The organism is Streptococcus hyovaginalis DSM 12219, assembly GCF_000420785.1.
GTDB lineage: Bacteria > Bacillota > Bacilli > Lactobacillales > Streptococcaceae > Streptococcus > Streptococcus hyovaginalis.
Window position 1 is genome coordinate 45,560 of sequence record NZ_ATVP01000004.1, and the last position, 15,270, is coordinate 60,829.

Genomic DNA, 15,270 nt, shown 5'->3' on the forward strand with positions numbered 1-15,270 from the left:
AGGCGACACAGATAGCAGATAGACCTGAAGGTCATCAAATCAAGTCAACAAAGTCTGCTTTTGATTTTCGAAAAGTATAACTATACTGATCCTGTCTGTCTTTGTTGTCTCTTTATGAGATAAAGAATTCCTAACATAAAGCAAACTTCGACCAAACAAGTAATCAAACTCCCTTCCGTACCAAAGTATCCGCCTGATAGCCAGTCAGGAGCATTGGGATTATTCACAAAATGAAAAATCGAGGGACCTGTTTTTTTGCCTGATACTTCAATACCATAAATATTGCCTTGGACAAAATTCCAAGCCCCATGAAGTCCAACAACACTCCAAAGGTTATCACGATAAAGCATGTATAGAGCCATCATAATTCCTGATAAAACAAGATCTAAAATAGACAAGAAGGTAACATGGTCGTTTCCCAGATGTATGAGTCCAAATAAGAGACTGGATAAACCAACAGCAGCTGAAATGCCAAGACGACTATTTATCAAAGGAAGCAACCAACCACGCGTTAGGAGTTCTTCAGTACCGCCTTGAATTAACCAGAAAGGAATAATGGAAATGACAAAAAGCAAGGTGGTAGCTGAGAAGTCAACAGTTTGAAAATAGCTTCCACCTAGTAGACAAACTAGTAAAAGTGAAAGACTAAACTGAATCGTACCAAGACCAAAACCAAGAAGTAATTCTTTAAACCACTTTTCCTTGTAAAAGCCCAAGGTAACTATGGAGCGTTTTTCCACCCATTTTACCCATGCCAAAAGCAGCATAGCGACAGAAGCAAAGGCTAATAGTTCAACATGTAAGCTATACACAAGTTTAGAAAGTTCAGCATTCTGTAGCTGTCCAAAGACAAGAAGGAATCCCCAAAATATAATACCGACAATTATCCCAAAGATAAGAGTACCCAAAAAAAAGAATCCTTCGATCATTCCACAACCCAAAAGTACCAGCAACCAGGTTGGCCATCTATGATAGCGCTCAAACTGTTTTGGATTGGAAAGCATTTTCTTCATATTTAAAACTCCTTTAATTTACTATATTCATTATAATATTATTTTAAAAAGAACGCATAATTTGCACGTTTTCTTTGTATTATTACCATTTTGATAGATTTCTATAGAAATCTATCGTCGTGATGTTAGGTTTTGTAACACCACTTCCTTAAAATCTTGCTATTTTTTAAAGATTTTGCTATAATGAGCTATAATTTTTTTATTTAAGGAGATGAACATGAAGACGAAATGTAAAGCCATTATATTGGCACTTTTTTCTGTTTTCTTTGTGTTCGGTGCTCGTGTCGCTGCTGATACGATTGACGTTGTCTCTGACACCGCTTATGCACCATTTGAATTCAAAGATTCCGACCAAACTTACAAAGGTATCGATGTTGATATTATTAATGAAGTTGCCAAACGTAAGAATTGGGATATTAATATGACTTTTCCTGGCTTTGATGCCGCAGTAAATGCTGTACAAGCTGGCCAAGCAGACGCCTTGATGGCTGGTACAACAGTTACTGAAGCTCGTCAAAAAGTATTTACCTTCTCAGATACCTACTATGATACAGCTGTTGTCCTATATACCAAAAAAGGGCACGACATTTCGAAGTATAGCCAATTAAAGGGCAAAACTGTTGGTGTCAAAAATGGAACGGCTGCGCAAGCCTTCTTAGATGAAAACAAAACGAAATATGGCTATAGCGTTAAAACCTTTGATACTGGCGATCTAATGAATAATAGTCTTGACTCTGGTTCCATTGACGCTGCTATGGATGATCAACCCGTTGTCCAATATGCTATCAAACAAGGTAAAGACTACGCGATCAATATGGATGGTGAAGAAGTCGGAAGCTTTGCTTTTGCTGTCAAAAAAGGAAGCAAATACGAATATCTAGTTGACGATTTCAACCAAGCTCTGGCTGATATGAAAAAAGATGGCACTTATGACCAAATCATGTCCAAATGGCTAGGTGATGAAGCCGCATCTGGTGAGCTCATTTCAACCGGTGATGCCAAGGCTAAAGCCCAACCTCAAAAAGATCAATATATCATTGCTTCAGATACCTCATTTGCCCCTTTCGAATACCAAAACGACGCTGGTGAGTACACTGGATTTGATATGGACTTGATCAAGGCCATCGCCAAACAACAAGGTTTCACAATCAAAATTAATAATGTCGGCTTCGATGCTGCCTTAAATGCCGTTCAGTCTAGTCAAGCCGATGCTGCTATCGCTGGGATGACCATCACTGAAGAACGTAAAGGTACCTTTGATTTCTCAGATCCTTACTACACGACTAACATCATCTTAGCTATCAAAAAGGGGAGCGATATTGCTTCATATGAAGACCTCAAAGGCAAAACTGTCGGAGCTAAAAACGGTACTTCTTCATACGATTTCTTAGCTAAAAACAAGGATAGCTACGGCTATCAGCTCAAGGCTTTTGATGAAGCATCAACAATGTATGATAGTTTGAATTCTGGATCGATTGATGCGCTTATGGACGATGAGCCAGTTTTGGCTTATGCTATCGAACAGGGGCGTCAATTTGAGACACCTATCAAAGGGGAACCTTCAGGACAAGTTGGCTTTGCTGTTAAAAAAGGCGCCAATCCAGAATTGATCGAAATGTTCAATAATGGTTTGGCAGCTCTAAAAGAAGATGACACTTACGATGATTTGGTCAAGAAATATTTGAGCACTTCGACATCCGAAACAGAGCAGGCAAAGACAGTCGATGAGACAACCATCTCTGGTCTAATCAGCAACAACTACAAACAGCTATTATCTGGTCTTGGCACAACTCTCAGCCTAACCCTCATTTCCTTTGCCATTGCCATGATTATCGGAATCATCTTTGGTATGATGGCTGTAGCACCTAACAAGACCCTACGTGTGATCTCATCTGTCTTTGTTGATGTAGTACGTGGTATTCCATTGATGATTGTTGCTGCTTTTATCTTCTGGGGTATTCCAAACCTTATTGAAAGTGTTACAGGAAAACAATCACCAATCAACGATTTTGTCGCTGCTACCATTGCCCTTTCCCTAAATGGTGGTGCTTACATTGCTGAAATCGTCCGCGGTGGTATCGAGGCCGTTCCTATTGGACAAATGGAAGCCAGCCGAAGTCTTGGTGTTCCTTACAAAACCACGATGCGCAAGGTTGTCTTACCACAGGCCGTTAAACTGATGCTTCCAAACTTCATCAACCAATTTGTCATTTCCTTAAAGGACACTACTATCGTATCAGCTATTGGTTTGGTGGAACTCTTCCAAACTGGTAAAATTATCATTGCACGTAACTACCAATCATTCCGTATGTATGCAATCCTTGCAATCATTTACCTAGTCATCATTACTCTATTGACTAAGTTAGCAAAACGTCTAGAAAAGAGGCTTAAATAATGGCAGAATTAAAAATTGATGTCCAAGATTTGCACAAATCCTATGGTGATAATGAAGTCCTAAAAGGTATCGATGCTAAATTTTATGAAGGTGATGTGGTTTGTATCATTGGTCCTTCTGGTTCAGGAAAATCAACTTTTTTGAGAACCCTCAATCTTTTAGAAGGTATTACCAGTGGTAAGGTCATCATTGATGGGTATGAACTCTCAGATCCTAAGGCTAACATTGACAAAGCGCGTGAGAATATCGGGATGGTTTTTCAACACTTCAATTTATTCCCACACATGACAGTTCTTGAAAATATCATGTTTGCTCCAATTGAACTTGGCAAATTGGGCAAGGCAGAGGCCGAAAAACAAGGCATGGACTTGCTTGAAAAAGTTGGTCTAGCTGAAAAACGTGACGCCCTTCCAGCCAGTCTTTCAGGAGGACAAAAGCAACGTGTAGCCATTGCGCGCTCACTAGCTATGAATCCTGATATCATGCTCTTTGATGAACCAACTTCTGCTCTTGACCCTGAGATGGTCGGTGACGTTTTAAACGTTATGCGTGATTTGGCTAACCAAGGTATGACCATGTTAATCGTTACTCACGAAATGGGCTTTGCCCGTCAAGTAGCTAACCGAGTAATCTTTACAGATGGTGGTCAATTTATCGAAGATGGTACGCCAGAACAAATCTTTGATAACCCACAACATCCACGACTAAAAGACTTCCTTGATAAAGTTCTTAGTCACTAATATAAGCAAAAAATCATTCCAGTTTTACGATTGGAATGATTTTTCTATTGTCTGTAAAAAAGTATTAGCTTCTTCTCTGCTTTTCAAATGAAAACAGGTCTTATTCGAATAGCGATTGATTAAGGCTACTATTTTAGGACGATTCGTCTTGGGGAAGCCTTTGATGAAATCCAAAAAGTCATCGTCTAGCGTTTCTTCAACCCAGGGCATATCCGGCCGAACAGTTCCTACTCTATTCATTACGCCTTCTAGACAGACCTCCAATGGGTAATCCAAAAAGACAATGGTATCACATGCTTTAAAACGTAACTCTAAGCTACTGCCGTAATTACCATCAATAATCCAAGCTTCTTGATTAAGTACCTTCATTTGGCGTTCTATAAATAAATCTCTTTCTACAGTTGTCTTATTAGGCTGCCAATTCATCAAGTCCAAGTGATAAAGGGGGAGTTTAGTGATATGAGAGAGTTTCCTAGCTAAGGTTGACTTTCCTGAACCAGGACACCCAATAATAATAACTTTTTTCATATCCTTATCATACCAAATATTGACAGCGATTTCAAAATATGGTATAGTCACCTTAATCATATCTTGGAGGTAAGGAGCACATGATTCACTAAAGAACAAAATGGGATAGCTTTATCAAGTTTTGTTTTTTAGTGTGCTCTTCTATTCCTGGCTTACATGTTTTTCAGGTCTCTTTGCATACCCAAACTCTCTACTTGATAAAGCAGAGAGTTTTTAGTTTGTTTAAAGGAGGCATTTATGTTACAAATACAGCATTTAACACTGACGCAACAAAAAGATTTACAAGACCTAGTCAAAGACCTCGATTTAGTTGTTAATAAAGGCGATAAATTAGCCATCATTGGTGAGGAAGGAACAGGTAAATCAAGTCTAATCAAGGCTATCATTGATCCTAATACTGTCACAGAGTATCTTAAGATTCAAGGAAAAGTCATCAATCATTTTCTTCATATCGGTTACCTGCCACAACATCTCTCAACTACTCAATTAAATCAGAGTGTAACAGATTTTCTTTATCAAGATATAGACTACAGTCTTTTTGATTTTTCGGTATTTTATAAAATGGCGAATCGTTTCCATATTGATATAGAAATGTTTGAATCTAACCATCAAACATTAGCCAGCTTATCAGGAGGTGAAAAATTAAAAATACAGTTCCTAAAAATGATAGCCGAAGACCCAGATTTACTAGTATTAGATGAGCCGTCAAGTGATTTAGACTTAGAGAGCCTTAATTGGTTGGAAACTTTTATTGCTCAATCTGATAAAACGATTATTTTTATTTCTCACGACGAAGCTTTTCTAGAAAAAACAGCTACTGCTATCCTTCATCTTGAACTACTAAAAAAACGTACAGCACCACGCGCTAATTATTTTAAGGGAAACTATAAAGATTATAAAGAACAGCGTAAACTGACTTTTGAGCGGCAACTCAAACGTGCCAACAAAGAACGAGAGGAACATCAAGATCGCATGGAGCGAAGCCACCGCATCCACCAAAACGTAGAACATCAACTTCGAAATACAACAAATGACGTTGCAGGAAGATTATTAGCCAAAAAACTAAAAGCAGTCCTTTCTCATAAAAAACGTTATGCTAAAGAAGCCGAAAATTTTACGGAAATTCCACAAGATATGGATGCTATTAACCTCTTTTTTTCAGAAATCATACCTCTCCCAGCTAAAAAAACCGTGCTCAACTGGGAAAAAAAGAGGTTGGAAACTGGTCAACTAATTGATTTAGCGATAAAGGGACAAGATAAGTTGGTTATTACAGGGCAAAATGGTATTGGTAAAACACGATTACTCAAAAAAATCTTAAGAAACATTAGTCAAAGAGGAGATTTTTCAGTCGGCTATATGCCACAAAATTATGAAGAACTAATGTCTCCAAATCTTTCTGCACTTAATTTTGTAACCGAAGTAGGTGAAACAGAAAAAGCAAGAACACTTCTAGCAAGTCTACGCTTCACCTCTGAAGAGATTTTTCATCCTCTCACCGCGTTATCTGGTGGTCAAAAAGCTAAACTCTTCCTAGCTAAAATGGTTTTAGCTGGTAATAATATCCTCATCTTAGACGAACCAACAAGACACTTCTCACCCACTAATCAACCGATTATCAGACATATCCTAAAAGGCTTCCCAGGTGCTATTATCAGCGTATCTCATGATATAAACTATATTATGGAAGTAGGTCAAAAGCATTATCAGCTAACTAAGGTAAATCTAAAATATTTAACCTAAGCACTTTCCTCTCATTACGGTATTTTGATACAATAGAATAATCCTATCAATAAAAGGAATCTTATGATTATCAAACTACTTGCTGTCTTACATGATATTTACAAACATTTTCTCACCTATAGTCTTAGAACAGCTTTTTTACAGGTGACCATTACTATTGGTGGATCCTACTTACTTTCCTGGCTTTTTCGTGGTATCCTTATTTTTTCCGGTTACCCTGGTCTGTCCATTGACAATATCTTTAGCTTTTTTAGCAATCCTGTAACTTTTGCCCTTTTGCTGATTTATCTAGTGGTTCTAGCTTTTTTAGTCTTTTTAGAATTTTCCTTTTTAGTGGAAATGCTACGCTATAAAGATATTCCAATACGCCTTGGATGGCAACGCTTGAGCACTGATTTTCGAGATTTTCTGAGCACCATCAGAGGACCACACTTTCTAACCTTTTTAGGCTATCTTATCCTTACCATTCCCGTCTTACCACTCTTTTTTTCATCAGCCCTCATCGAAAAACTATATATTCCCTCTTTTATCACCGGTGAACTCCAAAAATCTTTAAACGGGCAAGTTGGACTAATTATCGCTTACTTAGTGATCTTTTATCTGAATGCCCGTCTTATTTACACTCTTCCTCTCACAGTCACTCGAAATAAACATCGTTTCACTGAAAATCTCAAAACCAGCTGGCAGATGACCTCTGGTAAGTCCATCTTTTCCCTAACCGGCATAGCGATCATAACACTGCTTATCTCACTCTTTGGCCTAATATTGGCTTCATTACTTCTTGGGCTGGCCTACAGTCGTTTTTTGGGTCATTCGAATCCCCAATTACTCATTCAGACAGTCTTGCTTAGTCTGGTTTGGGGCATTGTTTTTAGTACCAATCTTATTATTAAGTTAGCTTCTGTTGCTTATCTTGTTTTAAATTTAGAACACCAAGATGTTATAGATGTTCAAGCCAGTCCGGAGCATAAGAAAAGTCGCCTTATCCGTTTATTTCTCTTGAATACCCTCATTGCTTTAGGTGCATTTATTTACAATGCCGATAAATTGAACAAGGGAAATCCCAATAATGTCGCTATTATCGCTCATAGAGGTTTCGTTGAGAAAGCTGTTGAAAATACTATCCCAGCACTCGAGGCTTCTAAAGAAGCTGGAGCTAATATGGTTGAGATTGATGTCCTCATGACCAAAGATAAACAATTTGTAGTCGGACACGACGATAATCTCAAACGACTAGCAGGTCAATCAACCATTGTCAGTAAATCTCAAGCAAAAGATATTATTGGAAAGACGGTTCGGCAAAATGGACATACCAGCCATATTGTCTCTCTAGCCGAATACATCAAGCGAGCCAATCAGCTAGACATTCAACTGATGATAGAGGTCAAACCAACACGGAACAATCGTAAAGTATTTGCTAAAGCATTTACTAAAGAAATCGCAAAACTAGATCCTAACCAGAAACACAAGGTCATGTCTATTGATCTCGATGTCATTCACGACATTGAAAAAATGAGACCTGCCATCCAAACCGGCCATGTCATCACTTTCCAAATGGGATCATTTGCGACAGAAGCTGTCGATTTCTATGCCATCGAAGAGTTTTCTTATTCCAACTATATCGCAAAACAGGCCCACGATCATAATAAACGCATTTATATCTGGACTATCAATACTGAAGAACAATTGGAATCATACCTACAATCCTCAGCCGACGGAATCATTACTGACTACCCTGACATGGCTAGGCGCGAGCAGAATGATCTTATCACCAATACCGATTACCTTTCTTATCTCAGTCGTGTCTTAAATCTCCGCTGATCATTTCCAATCAATAAGAAGCAATCGGCACTGCTCTCTTGGTCTTAAGCTCCTAGTTGCAAATTTAGAGTACTATAAAGTAGCTAAAAAGTATGCTTGTTCCCAAATATTTAGGGACCAAGCATGCTTTTTTCTACCATTTGTCAAGCCTATCAAGGTATTTGTTGAAAAATATTTTGAGTTCAATAGTCAAAATAAGGAAATTGTTTTCTTTTGGACTAAAGTTTCGTGTCAAAAAGAGTACACGAAATTAACACCTTATGTTGAAAATTTTTGATAAGGTGTTAGAATAGTATGGCATAACCAACTTTATTGATTTTGAGTCGAAGCGTAATCGTAAAGTTTGTTATGCGTGATGAGGTAATACATTGTCCTTATGAGGCGATGTATAGAGGCAATCGTATGCGGCTTAGTTGAAGCTATTTGCGATTGTCTTTTTCGTTTCTCATAAAAGTCTGCGATATGACAAGGATTAGTGTGACTAGCTGAAGCGATATTGTGAATACACTTGAAGAGAATCTTTCGAGCATAAGGATTTCCTCGTTTGGTGATGTGTTCCTTGGCAAGGAAGTTCCCAGACTCATAGTGTCTCAGGCCAATGCCGATAAAAGCATTGATTTGATTGGCGGACTGAAAACGGCGAATGTCACCGAGTTCACCAATAATACTTGTTGCAGTAGTTTCTGCGATACCAGGGATAGAAAGAAGAATCTCGTATTCTGGTAATGGCTGAGCTAGTTCCACCATTTGGTCTAGGACAGTTTGTCTCTGTTCAGAAAGTCGAAGCAATTCTTGAGCATAGTAACGGACCTCTTCAATGACAGGAGAGGTTTTCTTGACTGCACCATAAGATTGCTTGGCTAAGTTCTGTAACTTTTCAGCTAGAGCGGATACTCGCTTATCAGAGATATGTTTTGATGTCGAGTAACGAACACTATTTTCTAATTTATTTATGTCTAAAGCTAGCACATACTCTTTACTTGGAAAGGCGGTCACCAAATTCCAGTATTGTTCCCCAGTTGGTGTTGAGAGGAGTTTCTCTATCTCAGGGAAGGTGACTTGTAAGACCTTGTGCAGACGGTTTTTAGCTCGAACAATGTCCTCGGTTAGATTCTGATAGAAACGGCTGAGATCCCGCAAGTTTTGGTAGACTTCTTCTTGGACATAGGTGGATTTACGATTCAGCACAAATTGAGATTGAGCCAGTTTTTCGGCGTCAATTTGATCTGTTTTCCGCACACGCAAGCTATCTAGTTGCTTCTTAGCTTCTAAGGGATTAAGCCGTGTGTAAGCGTAGCCATGATTATCCAGAAAAGCTTGAAGACGACGAGAATAGACACCTGTTGCTTCAAAGATGATTTCTGGCTTATGGACGGTTTTCAAATCGCCAAGTAGCCGAGCAAAGCCGATGGCATCATTGGTCATTGAATAACCATGAATTTTCTCACTATTGATAACAATAGCCACTTCCGAACTTGCCTTACTCACATCAATCCCAAATACTGCACGCATGATATTACCTCTTTGTCTTGAATGATTCCTTGTTTTAGTGATTTCATTTTCAATACACGACGTCAAGCGTCCCACATATAGTCTTTTGAATTAACTTTGATACATCGTCACTTTCGACTTGCCTTACTCAAGTACTGTCCGCGTCTCAGTTCCTTGTCTGAAAGTTAATTCATTTGACTATACTTTGATAAAATTCTACCTAAAGCAGGTGTCTTGCCAGTTTTTATTGCGACGTCTAGCGCCTAAAAGCCCTTCGACTTAACAAGACACCTCTACTTTATCATAAAGAAAAAGTAGCGAGTACTCTCTCCCGTCGGAGATTTCTTCACTACTAATCTTAGTATGTTTTTATTCTGCTGCATCCAGCTGGGCCTCTTTAGCCTTTCGTTCACGCTCCAAACGCAGTTTGCGATTGGGATTCAACTGATTGAACAGTTCTTCTAACTTGGCAGCATTCCAAACATCGGCTGCCGAAACAAAATTACCATCTTTATCTTTAAAAGATATAGGTTTATCTCCCATAACAACCTCCTGCTTTATTGATTTTCAATCGAATAGTAATAACTATCAAAAGTGCCTGCATTGCAAGTATAGGCACCTGGAACCATTTTACAAAATGTCATACCAACTTTTTTCATAACTTTGCCTGAGGCAGGATTTTCCTTAGCATGATAAGCTACGATACGGTTAACCTGAACATCCTCAAACAAAAAGCGAATGATTTCTTTCAGTGCTTCTGTCATTAAACCTTGATACCACCATTTTTTTCCTATCTCATAGGTAATTTCAAGTTCTGCATTTTCCTCGCTAAGCTCTATGACAAAGATACGACCAACGGGTTGAGAGGTTGATTGTAAAACAATGGCCCAATTATAACGATTAGCTTGATCATTTAAGGACAGCCACCAATCTGTGAATAAACCATTTTTTTCTACAAGATCAGCAACACAAGACATTTCATCATAACTTGTCCACTTCCAAACATCAAGCTCAGACCAACAGTTGTCAAACATGGGCTCAGCATCTTCTAACTGAATTTCCTTAGAATCAGTCGGTCTGTTTCGAGTTGCACTGTTCCTTTGTGATTCATTCGTTAAAACTCCAACTAATTTTGAAAGACATCGTCAATCACTTCGCTAGCCATTTCTCAACTCATGACATAGAACACAAAGGAGAAAGGGCTAATCTTACTATTTTCGTAGTTATAGTCAAATGAATTAGGTTTCAGACACAGAACTAAGATGTAGAGAGTTCCAGAATACGACAAGTTGAAAACGACGATGTATCAAAGTTAATTCAAAAGACTATCGTAATATTGATAGGTAGTCCACCATAGTATCTACCGCAGTTCTTCAGTTACCTTTATGACTAGAAGAGCTTCCAACACTAGTCACATTGAACACGGTCTACCTTCTATGCAAAAAGATCGATTTTCCTAGAAGCTACGCTTCTTCATTCCATCACCTATTTTTATTGTGACTGATTAATGGACTTTGTATACTAGTCTACGAATTCAAATTCAAAGTTGCCAATACGTACGATGTCCCCATCTTTAGCACCACGTTGACGAAGGGCGTCATCGACACCCATGCCACGCAATTGACGGGCAAATTTCATGAGAGATTCATCTCGTTCGAGATTGGTCATAACAAAGAGTTTTTCAAGTTTCTCACCAGAAAGGACCCAAGTGGCATCATCATCACGTGAAATATCAAATGGTCGTTCATCTGGATTGAAGCCGTAGTATACCTCATCATCCTGCATATCTGATTCATCATAAAGCAAGAATTCATCTGTATTATCCAAGAGTTCAGACGTTGCTTCAAGCAGATTTTCTAAGCCTTGGTGGGCAATACTTGAAATTGGGAAAATCATTGGCAATTCGTCAAATTCATCGTAGTCTTTTGCCAATTGCTCTTTAAATATTTTCAAATTTTCCTCTGATTCAGGCATATCCATTTTATTAGCCACAATAATTTGCGGACGCTCCATCAAGCGCAAATTGTATGATTCCAACTCATGATTGATGGTCTTATAATCTTCATATGGATTACGCCCTTCACTAGCAGACATGTCAATCACATGAAGGATTACACGAGTACGCTCAATATGACGCAAGAACTGTGTTCCCAAACCAACACCATGGTGAGCTCCTTCGATCAAACCTGGTAAGTCTGCCATGACAAAACTCTCACCAGATTTGGTGCGAACCATACCAATATTAGGCACAATAGTTGTAAAGTGATAAGCACCAATCTTAGGTTTAGCTGCTGAAACAACACTTAATAGCGTTGATTTCCCAACTGATGGGAATCCAACCAAACCGACGTCTGCTAAAATTTTCAATTCAAGTTCAAGTTGACGTTCTTCACCAGGTTCACCATTTTCAGCAATTTCTGGTGCAGGATTTCTTGGTGTCGCAAAGCGAATATTACCACGACCACCTCGACCGCCTCGGGCAACGACGAATTCCTGACCATTCTCAATCAAGTCAGTTAGCACTTTTCCAGTCTCTGCATCACGAACTGTTGTCCCTTGGGGAACCTTTACATAAAAGTCTTGTGCACCTTTACCGTGCATCCCTTTAGTCATTCCTTTTTCGCCATCTTTAGCCTTGAACTTACGGTTGTAACGAAAATCCATCAAGGTACGAAGTCCTTCATCTACAACAAAAATAACGTTACCACCACGGCCGCCATCACCGCCCCATGGACCACCGTCTGGGACATACTTCTCGCGGCGGAAAGCAACCATCCCATCACCACCACGACCGGCCTTGACTGAAATCTTGGCCGTATCTAAAAACATACTCATAATCCTTCTTTTTAGGGGAAGGTCAAGGTAATCGTCAATTCTAATCCCCTTTAACCTTATCATTAGACTTAAGCGTCACTTTTCTTAAAGACTAATGCCCCCTCCTTTCTTTAATGTCATTCTTACTAAACGCAAAAAACGCCTAGATGGCGCTTTCTACCAGCCTAAAGATCCTAAAGCCGATACAAGAATACCTGCGACTGTTATAACGAGCATCAATACAACAATCAAAATCGTTAATTTCTGAAAGGCTGTTTTTTTACGTGGACCATTATCTCCAAATGCCAAAAGAAATACCTCTTCCATTGATTTTACTCCATCAATCATAACACGAATCTAGAGATATAGCAACTTTTACACAAATTGGATTATCTTAGGAAAGCCACTTCGCTATCACTGCCTTTTATGATAAAATAGAAACATCAATGAAAAGGAGATGACTATGGTTTTACCTAATTTTCAAGCTAATCTAGCAAAATACGCTGAGTTACTGATCGCTAAAGGTGTCAATGTCCAAAAAGGGCACACTCTCAATATTTCAATTGGTGTTGATCAAGTTGACTTTGCTCGACTCTTGACAAAATACGCTTATCAATATGGCGCCGTTGAAGTTGTCGTTGATTATGTTGACGATCAAATCACACGCGAACGTCTTTTACATGCCGATGAAGAGCGTGCGACTTCTGTAGCTGACTACATTGTCGCTAAATCTAACTACTTCCTTGAGAAAAAGGCTAGCCGTTTGGTTGTCCGTTCCTCTGATCCTAATGTTTTTGCCTCTGTTGACCAAGAACGCCTATCAAAGGCAAATCAAGCACAAGCCCTTGCTTTAGCCGCTCAACGTTTGGCAACGCAATCCAACAAAGTCAGTTGGAATTTGGCCGCTGCTGCTGGTAAAGAATGGGCTGCTGTGGTTTTTCCTGATTTAGAAACTGAAGAAGAACAAGTTGATGCGCTTTGGGATAGTATCTTCAAACTCAATCGTGTCTACCAAGAAGACCCTATTAAAGCTTGGGATGACCATCAAGCAAACTTGGTTGCTAAAGCGGAGATCTTAAACAAATACCAATTTGATGCTTTGCACTACACAGCTCCTGGTACTGACTTGACACTGGGAATGCCAAAAAATCATCTTTGGGAAGCAGCTGGTAGTGTCAATGCCCAAGGTGAAGAATTTATCGCCAACATGCCGACTGAAGAAGTTTTCACAGCACCTGATTATCGTCGTGCAGATGGGTATGTCTCATCAACTAAACCTCTAAGTTACGCTGGTGTTATCATCGAAGATATGACCTTTACATTTGAAAATGGGCGTATCGTCGATGTTACTGCTAAAAAAGGAGAAGACACCATCAAACGTTTGGTTGAGGAAAGCGATGGGGCCCGCTCACTTGGTGAAGTTGCACTTGTTCCTCATAAGACTCCAATTTCCTTGTCTGGTTTAACGTTCTTCAATACGCTCTTTGATGAAAATGCATCGAACCACTTGGCTATTGGCCAAGCTTATGCCTTTAGTATCGAAGGAGGTACCGAAATGTCTAACGAGGAGCTCGATGCGGCTGGTTTGAATCGCTCAACAGCTCATGTTGACTTTATGATAGGATCAGATCAAATGGACATTGACGGTATTACTGCTGATGGAGAAGTTGTTCCGATCTTCCGCGGTGGCGAATGGTCCATCTAGCACCCACAATCTAACATCGAAAAGAGTTACTAGTTTTATAAACGCTAGTAACTCTTTTTTGGTCTGTTGAAGATGCTTAAACAGTCACTCCAACATCTGCCAAAAGAGCTTGTTCCTTGTCCGTCAATAATCGCCAGTGTCCTACCGGCAATTCAGGATCTAGGTCAAGTGGTCCCATGCTAAGTCTTTTGAGATAAGTCACTTCTTTCCCACAAGCTTTCACCATTCTTTTGATCTGATGAAATTTCCCCTCTTTAATTTTTATCGTCACAAGACTTGTCTGCTTCTCTTGGTCAACGGCTTTAATCTCCAATTGAGCAGGCAGACAGTGATGATCTGATAAGACGATACCTTGTTCAAAAGCAAGTTGATCGTCAACTGTCATCACCCCTAATACATGCGCCTCGTAACACTTAACAACATGTCTTTTGGGAGATAGTAAGGCGTGAGCTAGCTTGCCATTATTGGTCAACAGAAGTAATCCTTCGGTATCTTTATCCAGTCGACCAACTGGAAAAACAGCCTTTTGTTTTGCTTTATCATCTAAGAGATCCAAGACCGTACGGTGCTCAGGATCCTCTGTCGCTGATATCACTCCTGCTGGCTTGTGTAACATATAATAAAGGAAGGTTTCATGCTGAAGGGTTTCCCCCTGATAAGTGACTACATCCTGATCTGGATTGATCTGCGATTTGGCTAATGTTTGAACACTGCCATTCACAGAAATCTTTTTTTGTTTGAGGAACTTTTTGACATCTGTTCGAGAGCCCAGACCACAATCAACTAAAAATTTATCAAGCCTCATTTGTTTCTCCATACCTTTTGAGAGCCCATTGCCCAAGCTAATCCTTCAAAAGCCTCGGGTAGAACCTCTTTAATAAGCGTACGTAAAGCATTTAAATAATCACGTTTTTGTTGACTCTCTTCTTTGGCAATGTAGGCAACTACTGCACTAGGATTATGACGTTCAACCATAATGATGACTCCTTATCACTATACTATTAAAAAAGCCGCCCATTG

The 15,270-nt window shown here is 39.4% G+C and carries 14 protein-coding genes; 5 read left to right on the forward strand and 9 right to left on the reverse strand.

The features are described 5' to 3' along the window. Positions 1-80 precede the first annotated feature (80 nt). Positions 81-1,013: a CPBP family intramembrane glutamic endopeptidase gene (locus G574_RS0103530; protein WP_029690981.1), complete on the reverse strand. Its 933-nt coding sequence runs from the start codon at positions 1,011-1,013 to the stop codon at positions 81-83. 217 nt (positions 1,014-1,230) lie between these two features. Here G574_RS0103530 and G574_RS0103535 point away from each other — a divergent pair, with 217 nt between their 5' ends. Then, positions 1,231-3,408, forward strand: coding sequence for an ABC transporter substrate-binding protein/permease (locus G574_RS0103535; protein WP_029690982.1), 2,178 nt, complete (start codon positions 1,231-1,233; stop codon positions 3,406-3,408). Next, positions 3,408-4,148: an amino acid ABC transporter ATP-binding protein gene (locus G574_RS0103540; RefSeq protein WP_029690983.1), complete on the forward strand. Its 741-nt coding sequence runs from the start codon at positions 3,408-3,410 to the stop codon at positions 4,146-4,148. Before G574_RS0103535 ends, G574_RS0103540 begins: the two co-directional genes overlap by 1 nt. A gap of 24 nt (positions 4,149-4,172) precedes the next feature. Here G574_RS0103540 and G574_RS0103545 read toward each other — a convergent pair whose 3' ends face one another. Continuing rightward, positions 4,173-4,727 carry an AAA family ATPase gene (locus tag G574_RS0103545; protein WP_029690984.1) on the reverse strand — a complete coding sequence of 185 codons (555 nt, stop codon included), beginning with the start codon at positions 4,725-4,727 and terminating at the stop codon, positions 4,173-4,175. A gap of 186 nt (positions 4,728-4,913) precedes the next feature. Here G574_RS0103545 and G574_RS0103550 point away from each other — a divergent pair, with 186 nt between their 5' ends. Further along, on the forward strand, positions 4,914-6,419 hold the full coding sequence (locus tag G574_RS0103550; protein WP_029690985.1) for an ATP-binding cassette domain-containing protein: 1,506 nt from the start codon (positions 4,914-4,916) through the stop codon (positions 6,417-6,419). A 63-nt stretch (positions 6,420-6,482) separates the two neighbouring features. Beyond that, positions 6,483-8,240: a glycerophosphodiester phosphodiesterase gene (locus G574_RS0103555; protein WP_029690986.1), complete on the forward strand. Its 1,758-nt coding sequence runs from the start codon at positions 6,483-6,485 to the stop codon at positions 8,238-8,240. Positions 8,241-8,549: 309 nt separating this feature from the next. Here the strand turns inward: G574_RS0103555 and G574_RS0103560 are convergent, their stop codons facing one another. The 5 genes from G574_RS0103560 to G574_RS11265 all read right to left on the reverse strand — a co-directional run bounded on the left by G574_RS0103560 (position 8,550) and on the right by G574_RS11265 (position 12,854). Further along, the gene (locus tag G574_RS0103560; RefSeq protein ID WP_029690988.1) at positions 8,550-9,752 is read right to left on the reverse strand and encodes an IS110 family RNA-guided transposase; all 1,203 of its coding nucleotides are present in this window, start codon (positions 9,750-9,752) and stop codon (positions 8,550-8,552) included. Between the two features lie 348 nt (positions 9,753-10,100). Further along, positions 10,101-10,274: a hypothetical protein gene (locus tag G574_RS11490; RefSeq protein ID WP_029690989.1), complete on the reverse strand. Its 174-nt coding sequence runs from the start codon at positions 10,272-10,274 to the stop codon at positions 10,101-10,103. A gap of 14 nt (positions 10,275-10,288) precedes the next feature. Further along, positions 10,289-10,789 (reverse strand): GNAT family N-acetyltransferase, encoded by a 501-nt coding sequence (locus G574_RS10740; protein WP_281167079.1) that lies wholly within the window; start codon positions 10,787-10,789, stop codon positions 10,289-10,291. A 463-nt stretch (positions 10,790-11,252) separates the two neighbouring features. Then, positions 11,253-12,566, reverse strand: a complete 1,314-nt coding sequence (obgE, locus tag G574_RS0103575) for a GTPase ObgE (RefSeq protein ID WP_029690990.1) — start codon at positions 12,564-12,566, stop codon at positions 11,253-11,255. Positions 12,567-12,722: 156 nt separating this feature from the next. Further along, complete coding sequence (locus tag G574_RS11265; RefSeq protein WP_079268446.1) at positions 12,723-12,854, reverse strand: DUF4044 domain-containing protein; 132 nt, start codon at positions 12,852-12,854, stop codon at positions 12,723-12,725. Between the two features lie 154 nt (positions 12,855-13,008). Here G574_RS11265 and G574_RS0103585 point away from each other — a divergent pair, with 154 nt between their 5' ends. Beyond that, positions 13,009-14,250, forward strand: a complete 1,242-nt coding sequence (locus tag G574_RS0103585) for an aminopeptidase (protein ID WP_029690991.1) — start codon at positions 13,009-13,011, stop codon at positions 14,248-14,250. Positions 14,251-14,326: 76 nt separating this feature from the next. Here G574_RS0103585 and G574_RS0103590 read toward each other — a convergent pair whose 3' ends face one another. After that, complete coding sequence (locus G574_RS0103590) at positions 14,327-15,055, reverse strand: pseudouridine synthase (protein ID WP_029690992.1); 729 nt, start codon at positions 15,053-15,055, stop codon at positions 14,327-14,329. Then, positions 15,052-15,225 (reverse strand): hypothetical protein, encoded by a 174-nt coding sequence (locus G574_RS11495; RefSeq protein WP_211209674.1) that lies wholly within the window; start codon positions 15,223-15,225, stop codon positions 15,052-15,054. The genes G574_RS0103590 and G574_RS11495 overlap by 4 nt, the downstream gene beginning before the upstream one ends. Between the last annotated feature and the right edge of the window lie 45 nt (positions 15,226-15,270).

Excerpts from the sequence above, each read along its gene's own strand:
- G574_RS0103530 (WP_029690981.1), bottom strand. The coding sequence starts at position 1,013 with ATGAAGAAAATGCTTTCCAATCCAAAACAGTTTGAGCGCTATCATAGA.
- G574_RS0103535 (WP_029690982.1), top strand. The coding sequence starts at position 1,231 with ATGAAGACGAAATGTAAAGCCATTATATTGGCACTTTTTTCTGTTTTC.
- G574_RS0103540 (WP_029690983.1), top strand. The coding sequence starts at position 3,408 with ATGGCAGAATTAAAAATTGATGTCCAAGATTTGCACAAATCCTATGGT.
- G574_RS0103550 (WP_029690985.1), top strand. The coding sequence starts at position 4,914 with ATGTTACAAATACAGCATTTAACACTGACGCAACAAAAAGATTTACAA.
- G574_RS0103555 (WP_029690986.1), top strand. The coding sequence starts at position 6,483 with ATGATTATCAAACTACTTGCTGTCTTACATGATATTTACAAACATTTT.
- G574_RS0103560 (WP_029690988.1), bottom strand. The coding sequence starts at position 9,752 with ATGCGTGCAGTATTTGGGATTGATGTGAGTAAGGCAAGTTCGGAAGTG.
- G574_RS11490 (WP_029690989.1), bottom strand. The coding sequence starts at position 10,274 with ATGGGAGATAAACCTATATCTTTTAAAGATAAAGATGGTAATTTTGTT.
- obgE (WP_029690990.1), bottom strand. The coding sequence starts at position 12,566 with ATGAGTATGTTTTTAGATACGGCCAAGATTTCAGTCAAGGCCGGTCGT.
- G574_RS0103585 (WP_029690991.1), top strand. The coding sequence starts at position 13,009 with ATGGTTTTACCTAATTTTCAAGCTAATCTAGCAAAATACGCTGAGTTA.
- G574_RS0103590 (WP_029690992.1), bottom strand. The coding sequence starts at position 15,055 with ATGAGGCTTGATAAATTTTTAGTTGATTGTGGTCTGGGCTCTCGAACA.
- G574_RS11495 (WP_211209674.1), bottom strand. The coding sequence starts at position 15,225 with ATGGTTGAACGTCATAATCCTAGTGCAGTAGTTGCCTACATTGCCAAA.